Genomic DNA, 8,177 nt, shown 5'->3' on the forward strand with positions numbered 1-8,177 from the left:
ATTCATTGCAAAACTTCTCGTGAGTGTAAAAACACGCAAGAAGCTGGGCGAATGACAAAGGAACACCTCCCATGCCATTCAATCATATGTGGAAACAAACGGCTTTCTAGTTGTGCGTGAGTATGTCGGACATGGAATCGGGCAAGAATTACATGAGGAACCACAAGTTTTTTAGATGATTGTTTGGTCATTCGGGTTCGAAAATAGCAAACAATATTTGCTAGCAACATATTAGCAGACGGAATCAGACCAATATGATATAATCATAAGGTTGACGAATGCCCTGTTTGTAAACCACATATGACGTGAAGAAGGGAGACGAAGTTCAATGGCAAAAGACGATGTAATTGAAGTGGAAGGCACAGTGCTTGAGACTTTGCCTAATGCCATGTTTAAGGTAGAGTTAGAGAACGGTCATACAGTGTTAGCTCATGTTTCAGGAAAAATCCGGATGCACTTCATCCGTATCCTGCCTGGAGATAAAGTAACAGTTGAGCTTTCTCCATATGATTTGACTCGCGGAAGAATTACCTACCGCTTTAAATAAACTGGTTGCTCCGTACTATTAAGGAGGTTAGAGTAATGAAAGTGAGACCATCGGTTAAGCCAATCTGCGAAAAGTGCAAAGTAATCCGTAGAAACGGCAAAGTAATGGTGATCTGTGAAAACCCTAAACATAAACAAAAACAAGGCTAAATTAGAAGGAGGTGCGCATTCATGGCACGTATTGCTGGTGTAGATATTCCACGTGAAAAGCGTGTAGTTATTTCATTAACTTACATTTTTGGAATTGGCAGACCAACTGCTGAAAAGATTCTTGCTGAAGCAGGTGTTTCTGTAGATACTCGCGTTCGCGACTTAACAGAAGATGAACTTACAAAGATTCGTGAAATCGTTGATAGATTAAAGGTTGAAGGTGACCTTCGCCGTGAAGTTTCCCTAAACATCAAACGTTTAATGGAAATCGGATCATTCCGCGGTTTACGTCATCGTCGTGGTCTTCCTGTTCGTGGACAGAACACAAAGAACAATGCTCGTACACGTAAAGGTCCTCGTAAGACTGTAGCTAACAAGAAAAAATAATAAGTAAAGGAGGTCAACAGTTAAATGGCTCGTAAAACTAATACACGCAAACGCCGCGTCAAAAAGAATATTGAGGCAGGAGTTGCGCATATTCGTTCAACTTTCAATAATACAATTGTGACTATTACAGACGTTCATGGTAATGCAATTTCTTGGTCAAGTGCAGGTGCTCTTGGATTTAGAGGTTCACGTAAATCTACTCCATTTGCTGCGCAAATGGCTGCTGAAACTGCGGCTAAAACTTCTATGGAACATGGAATGAAGACTCTTGAAGTAACTGTAAAAGGTCCTGGTGCTGGTCGTGAAGCTGCTATCCGTGCACTTCAAGCTGCTGGACTAGAAGTTACTGCTATCAAAGACGTAACTCCAGTTCCACATAACGGCTGCCGCCCACCAAAACGTCGTCGTGTTTAATTTTTCTGTATAGAATTTGTATCTGTGTCAATAATGGGATATGATACAAAATATTCGTGCAGATAATTAGTTCAGTTGTTGTGCACATACGGGAACGTATACATGGGGACTTTCGGTTAGGAATTATACCTGCTGAGGGTTTCGACGTTTTGAAGGAGGGTATATTTGATGATCGAAATAGAAAAACCAAAAATCGAAACGGTTGAGATCAGCGATGATGCCAAGTACGGCAAGTTTGTCGTAGAACCGCTTGAGCGTGGATATGGTACAACTTTGGGTAACTCCTTACGTCGTATCCTTTTATCCTCACTTCCAGGTGCCGCTGTAACATCCATTCAAATCGATGGAGTACTTCATGAGTTCTCTACAGTTGAGGGTGTTGTAGAAGATGTCACTTCTATCATCTTGAATGTAAAGAAACTAGCATTGAAGATTTACTCTGAGGATGAAAAGACACTCGAAATAGATATGCAAGGCGAGGGAGCTGTAACGGCTGCTGACATCACTCATGATAGTGATGTTGAAATCCTAAATCCCGACCTTCATATTGCAACTCTTTCAAGCAAAGGTTCACTTCGCATGCGCCTAACTGCTAGAAGAGGTCGTGGGTATACACCGGCTGATCAAAATAAACGAGAAGATCAACCGATCGGGGTTATCCCAATCGATTCCATCTATACTCCAGTTTCACGTGTTTCTTACCAAGTTGAGAATACACGCGTGGGACAGATGACCAACTTTGACAAGCTGACATTTGACGTATGGACAGATGGAAGCAATGGTCCTAAAGAAGCTGTTGCTCTTGGGGCAAAAATCCTTAATGAGCATTTAAATCTCTTTGTCGGTCTTACTGATGAAGCGCAGAATGCTGAAATTATGGTTGAAAAAGAAGAAGATCAAAAAGAAAAAGTTCTTGAAATGACTATTGAAGAACTCGACCTTTCTGTTCGTTCATATAACTGCCTAAAGCGTGCTGGTATCAATACTGTTCAAGAGCTTGCTCATAAGACTGAAGAGGATATGATGAAGGTACGTAACTTAGGAAGAAAATCGTTAGAAGAAGTAAAAGCAAAACTAGAGGAACTAGGCTTAGGCTTACGTAAAGATGACTAGTTAATTGCATTTAACTAGGCATTTTATTGTGACCTCTCATTTTACTTCTACTGAACTTCAAAAAAGGAGGGAAAACTCATGGGATACAGAAAGTTAGGACGTACAAGTTCACAGCGTAAAGCTATGCTGCGTGATTTAACTACAGACCTAATCATCAATGAGAGAATCGAAACAACTGAAACTCGTGCGAAGGAGCTTCGTTCAGTTGCAGAAAAAATGATTACTTTGGGAAAACGTGGTGACCTTCATGCACGTCGTCAAGCTGCTGCTTGGATACGTAATGAAGTTGCTAATGCAGAAACGAACCAAGATGCACTTCAAAAGTTATTTGCTGACATCGCTCCACGTTATGCGGAACGCCAAGGTGGATATACTCGCATCATGAAGATTGGACCACGCCGCGGTGATGGTGCGCCAATGGTTATCATCGAGCTAGTTTAATAATTTAAACTCTCTCAAAACAAGGGCGATGGACAGTTTTAAGAAACTTGTTTCATCCCCTTTTTTTATAGATAACCAAATAGAATACATCGTACAAGCCAATACGAGTGTTACGATGAGCATACTGTAAAAAAAGAAAGTGAGGCTAGATCTACTCTTTCCTCATCTTGTTTAAGCAAGTAGGAATATATTTAAAGGTCTAGCTGTGACTTAAGGAATAGGATTGGTCCTTATGAATAGCCATTACACATTAATGGTATATACATGGTCAATTCATGCTTAGTTGCCTGCACTTTTCTTGTGTGACTCGTCTAGCTCATGCACCTCTTCCCCATCCATTTTGGATGCTGTTGTTTATTGCGGAATCCTTTTCCGCTGGGAAGAGGGGCAGGCTTTTTTTGTATTTAGAGATGTTTTTTTGTTGATGATTTATTGTTCATACAAAAAATAGATGAGTTGAGGGGAGGAAGGCAATGAATTCACCACTAGTTGTACTTAACGATGTAAGCTTTCAGTATGAATCGCAAGAAACTCCCGCATTAAATCATATTAGTATGGAAGTGTATGAGGGTGAATGGCTTGCCATTGTTGGTCACAATGGTTCTGGTAAATCCACTCTAGCGAGGTTATTGAACGGGCTACAATTTCCGAAAGAGGGAACGATTAATGTAGCGGGTATTACACTCTCAGAGGACTCTATATGGGAAATTCGAAAGCAAATAGGTATGGTCTTTCAAAATCCAGACAACCAATTTGTTGGAACGACCGTTCAAGATGATGTGGCTTTTGGGCTTGAAAATAATGGAGTATCAGTAGAGATTATGAGCGATCGGGTTGTTGACGCGTTAAAAAAGGTTAATATGGATTCGTTTCTGGATCAAGAGCCACACCATCTGTCTGGGGGACAGAAGCAAAGAGTGGCCATTGCTGGTGTACTAGCCCTTAGACCATCTATTATTATACTTGATGAGGCTACCTCTATGCTTGACCCTAGGGGACGAGGAGAGGTCATCGAGACAATTATGAATTTACAAAAGGAAGAAAAGATTACGGTTATTTCCATTACGCATGATCTTGAAGAAGCATCGAAGGCAAATCGAATCATTGTGATGAATCAAGGAGAAATCTATCGTGAGGGAACGCCTGAAGAAATATTTGAGATGGACGAAGAGCTTGTAAAGCTCGGTCTTGATATTCCGTTTTCAGTTAAAATTAGTAAGAAGCTACGTGAAAAAGGAATTAGCCTTGATAGGCATTATCTAACAGAAGAAGAGTTGGTGGCAGAGTTATGGACATCTCACTCAAAAATGTAGAATATCGTTATTCGGCTGACACTCCTTTTGAACGGTTAGCGATTAAAGATGTATCTATCGACATCCCCTCTGGCTCTTATCTGGCCATTATTGGACACACGGGCTCTGGAAAATCTACAGTTTTGCAACATTTGAATGCATTGTTAAAACCGACTAAGGGAGCCGTAGTGATTGGTAGCCGTGAGATAAAGGCAGGGCGGAAGGAAAAGAATTTAAAAGGGATCCGCGAAAAGGTTGGGATTGTTTTTCAGTTTCCCGAGCATCAGCTTTTTGAAGAAACCGTTGAGAAAGATATCTGTTTTGGACCGATGAACTTTGGTGTGTCTGAAACAGAAGCGAAAAGGCGGGCAAGAGATGCCATTAAGCAGGTTGGTTTATCGGAAAGTATCCTTGAAAAATCTCCATTTGATCTTTCTGGAGGCCAAATGCGACGTGTAGCAATTGCAGGGGTATTAGCGATGGAACCCGAGTGTATCGTACTAGACGAGCCTACTGCCGGTCTTGACCCACGAGGTCGTAAGGAAATCATGGATTTATTTTATACTCTTCACAAGGAACGTGGTTTGGCAACAGTACTGGTCACTCATAGTATGGAAGATGCTGCTAGGTATGCAGATGAAATTGTCATTATGCACAAAGGTACTGTTTTGAAAAAAGGGAAGCCATTAGAAATCTTTTCAAATCCTGAAGAGTTATTAGCTCATGGTCTGGACGTTCCTGAAGTCCTACGCTTTCAAATGAAAGTAGAAAAGGCCTTTAATACGAAGTTTAGTAAAACTTGCCTTACTGAGGATGAACTGACGGATGTAATGGCTGATTTTCTAACGGGGAGGGTACCACGATGATGGAAAAAATGATTATCGGCCGGTATGTTCCCGCAGATTCCATTTTGCATAGAATGGACCCACGTTCCAAATTAATCATTGTCTTTTTATTTGTTTGTGTTATTTTTCTTGCAAATAATATTTGGACTTATGGAATTTTAGTACTTTATACCTTTTTAATGGCAAGTTTCTCTAAAATACAGGCACGATTTTTAATAGGGGGTTTAAAGCCTGTCCTCTGGTTGGTCCTATTTACCTTTTTCCTTCATCTGTTTTTAACGAAAGAAGGAGCGATTATTCTAGACTTAGGATGGTTTAAAGTCTATGAAGAGGGGTTAAGGCAAGGTATTTTTATCTCGCTAAGGTTTTTCCTCTTGATTTTAATTACTTCCCTCCTAACTTTGACTACTACTCCTATCGAAATTACGGATGGCTTGGAAAGGTTATTGGGACCTTTGAAAAAAGTGAAATTTCCAGTTCATGAACTTGCGTTAATGATGTCGATTGCCCTAAGGTTTATCCCAACTTTAATGCAAGAAACGGATAAAATTATCAAGGCGCAAACAGCAAGAGGAGTCGAGTATACAAGTGGCCCAATCAAAGATCGTCTTAAAGCGGTCGTTCCTTTGTTAATTCCGCTGTTTATTAGTTCCTTTAAGCGAGCTGAGGAGCTTGCTGTTGCAATGGAGGCGCGTGGGTATAAGGGTGGAGAGGGTCGCACCAAATATCGCCAGCTTTCATGGGCAGTTGCCGATACCTTAATGATTGTTGGCTTATTATTCGTTACAATTCTACTGTTGGTATTTAGAGGATAATGGGGTTTGGTTATGAGGATTAAATGTACGATTGCTTATGATGGAACTGGTTTTGCTGGTTATCAGGTACAGCCTAATAAACGAACCGTGCAGGGTGACATAGAAGCCGCTCTGGCAAGGCTTCACAAAGGCGAGAGTATCAAGATTAGTGCTTCAGGTCGCACCGATGCGGGCGTCCACGCAAAAGGACAAGTGATTCACTTTGACACCCCACTGAATCTTCCAGAGGATAAATGGGTGATCGCTCTAAATGCCCACCTGCCCGACGATATTGTCGTTCTCCAGGCTGTTAGGATCTCGAGCGACTTTCATGCACGCTTTGATGCAATTGGAAAAGAATATCGTTATTTTATCAGTCAAACAAGGCAACGTGACCCGTTTTTAAGGCATTATGCCTATCATTACACATATCCAATCAATGTTAAGAAGATGGAAGAGGCATCTGCTGCTCTCATTGGGACCCATGATTTTACTAGCTTTTGCTCTGCGAAGACAGAGGTAGAGGATAAGGTTAGGACTCTAGAAAGTATTGATATTTTTGAAGAAAATAATTTACTAGTTGTCCGCTTTGTAGGAAATGGATTTCTTTATAATATGGTTCGGATTCTCGTCGGTACACTTCTTGAAGCAGGCCGAGGGGACCGGGAACCTAGCACGTTTAAGGAAATCCTTGATAAAAAGGACCGGCAGTATGCGGGAAAGACAGTACCTGGTCATGGCTTATATCTTTGGGAAGTTTTTTATTAAGTTGGAATAAAAATTCCATGACAACTAATCCTGGTGTTGACATTAGGACTCTAAAGTTATATCATATTCAGGTATGATATTTTTAAACCCACTGATAAGCCCCGGAACTTATCTGTGTTGTAATATATCAAATGACATGCGAAACGAAAAATGATTTTTATGGATAATTTAGGAGGGACATTCATGCGTTCAACTTTTATGGCTAATGCCAAGAATATCGAGCGTAAATGGTATGTAGTAGATGCAGAAGGCCAAACTCTTGGTCGTCTAGCAAGCGAAGTTGCAGCCATCTTGCGCGGTAAACATAAACCAACTTTTACACCACACGTTGACACTGGTGACCACGTCATCATTATCAATGCTTCAAAAATTCAATTGACTGGTAATAAGATCAATGACAAGATCTACTACCGTCACACAATGCACCCAGGTGGTTTGAAGCAAAGAACGGCTCTTGAAATGCGTACAAACTACCCTGAAAAAATGCTTGAACTAGCAATTAAAGGTATGCTTCCAAAGAACTCTTTAGGACGTCAAATCTTCAAAAAGCTACATGTATATGCAGGTAGTGAGCATCAAAATCAAGCACAAAAACCTGAAGTTTACGAACTTCGCGGATAATTATTAAGGAGGTTATACACTTGGCACAAGTTCAATATATCGGAACAGGTCGTCGTAAGAGCTCCGTAGCTCGTGTACGTCTAGTACCTGGCGAAGGCAAAGTTATCGTTAACAATCGTGAAATCGAAGATTATATCCCATTCGCAGCTTTACGTGAGGTTGTTAAGCAACCTCTAGTGGCAACTGAAACAGTTGGCGCTTATGACATTCTTGTCAACGTTAAAGGTGGCGGCTACACTGGTCAAGCTGGCGCAATCCGCCACGGTATCGCTCGTGCGTTACTACAAGCTGATCCAGAATTCCGTCCAGCTCTTAAGAGTGCAGGATTATTAACTCGTGACGCTCGTATGAAAGAACGTAAAAAATACGGTCTTAAAGGCGCTCGTCGTGCACCTCAGTTCTCAAAGCGTTAATTTTTACGCTACGGAAGACTCTCAACCAATTGGTTGGGGGTCTTTTTTTATGATTTTTAAATCTAAGGGAAAAGGAAATGGGGAGAGAAGGGGAAAAAGGTAGCGATGGAGACCCCAGCGTTACCGAAAAGGGGGAGAGAAGGTGAAAAAGGGAACGGTGGAAAACCTAGCGTGACCGAGAAAGAGGTGAGGTGGTGAAAAAGGGAACGGTGGAAAACCCAGCGTGCTCGAAAATAGGTGGAGAAGGTGAAAAAGGGAACGGTGGAGACCCCAGCGTTACCGAAAAGGGGGAGAGAAGGTGAAAAAGGGAACGGTGGAAAATCTAGCGTGCCCGAAAATGGGTGGAGAAGGTGGAAAAGGGAACGGTGGAAAACCCAGCGTGCCCGAGAAAGA

The 8,177-nt window shown here is 41.5% G+C and carries 12 protein-coding genes and 1 pseudogene; all 13 read left to right on the forward strand.

The genetic code is table 11. The features are described 5' to 3' along the window. Positions 1-61: 61 nt before the first annotated feature. A pseudogene (locus H0185_RS01155) lies at positions 62-169 on the forward strand (M24 family metallopeptidase); the annotation flags it as partial. Between the two features lie 159 nt (positions 170-328). Further along, a complete protein-coding gene (gene infA / locus H0185_RS01160) occupies positions 329-547 on the forward strand; it encodes a translation initiation factor IF-1 (RefSeq protein ID WP_025909748.1) in 219 nt (72 codons plus the stop codon). A 35-nt stretch (positions 548-582) separates the two neighbouring features. Next, on the forward strand, positions 583-696 hold the full coding sequence (gene rpmJ / locus H0185_RS01165) for a 50S ribosomal protein L36 (protein WP_017473641.1): 114 nt from the start codon (positions 583-585) through the stop codon (positions 694-696). A gap of 21 nt (positions 697-717) precedes the next feature. Next, positions 718-1,083 carry a 30S ribosomal protein S13 gene (gene rpsM / locus H0185_RS01170; protein ID WP_221870406.1) on the forward strand — a complete coding sequence of 122 codons (366 nt, stop codon included), beginning with the start codon at positions 718-720 and terminating at the stop codon, positions 1,081-1,083. Between the two features lie 24 nt (positions 1,084-1,107). Then, entirely contained in the window at positions 1,108-1,497 is a 390-nt protein-coding gene (rpsK, locus tag H0185_RS01175; RefSeq protein ID WP_221870408.1) for a 30S ribosomal protein S11, read from the forward strand. A gap of 168 nt (positions 1,498-1,665) precedes the next feature. Next, entirely contained in the window at positions 1,666-2,610 is a 945-nt protein-coding gene (locus tag H0185_RS01180; protein WP_221870410.1) for a DNA-directed RNA polymerase subunit alpha, read from the forward strand. A 78-nt stretch (positions 2,611-2,688) separates the two neighbouring features. Further along, positions 2,689-3,051: a 50S ribosomal protein L17 gene (rplQ, locus tag H0185_RS01185; RefSeq protein ID WP_221870411.1), complete on the forward strand. Its 363-nt coding sequence runs from the start codon at positions 2,689-2,691 to the stop codon at positions 3,049-3,051. 473 nt (positions 3,052-3,524) lie between these two features. Next, positions 3,525-4,364, forward strand: coding sequence for an energy-coupling factor ABC transporter ATP-binding protein (locus H0185_RS01190; protein ID WP_221870412.1), 840 nt, complete (start codon positions 3,525-3,527; stop codon positions 4,362-4,364). Beyond that, positions 4,340-5,209, forward strand: coding sequence for an energy-coupling factor ABC transporter ATP-binding protein (locus tag H0185_RS01195; protein WP_221870413.1), 870 nt, complete (start codon positions 4,340-4,342; stop codon positions 5,207-5,209). The genes H0185_RS01190 and H0185_RS01195 overlap by 25 nt, the downstream gene beginning before the upstream one ends. Continuing rightward, a complete protein-coding gene (locus tag H0185_RS01200) occupies positions 5,206-6,003 on the forward strand; it encodes an energy-coupling factor transporter transmembrane component T family protein (protein WP_221870414.1) in 798 nt (265 codons plus the stop codon). The genes H0185_RS01195 and H0185_RS01200 overlap by 4 nt, the downstream gene beginning before the upstream one ends. A 12-nt stretch (positions 6,004-6,015) precedes the next feature. Further along, entirely contained in the window at positions 6,016-6,750 is a 735-nt protein-coding gene (gene truA, locus H0185_RS01205; protein ID WP_221870415.1) for a tRNA pseudouridine(38-40) synthase TruA, read from the forward strand. 183 nt (positions 6,751-6,933) lie between these two features. Further along, positions 6,934-7,371 (forward strand): 50S ribosomal protein L13, encoded by a 438-nt coding sequence (gene rplM / locus H0185_RS01210; protein ID WP_221870416.1) that lies wholly within the window; start codon positions 6,934-6,936, stop codon positions 7,369-7,371. A gap of 20 nt (positions 7,372-7,391) precedes the next feature. Further along, positions 7,392-7,784, forward strand: coding sequence for a 30S ribosomal protein S9 (gene rpsI / locus H0185_RS01215; RefSeq protein ID WP_221870417.1), 393 nt, complete (start codon positions 7,392-7,394; stop codon positions 7,782-7,784). Positions 7,785-8,177 lie beyond the last annotated feature (393 nt).

It is taken from the genome of Mesobacillus maritimus, from assembly GCF_019749255.1.
In the GTDB taxonomy this organism is placed as follows: domain Bacteria; phylum Bacillota; class Bacilli; order Bacillales; family Cytobacillaceae; genus Mesobacillus_B; species Mesobacillus_B maritimus_A.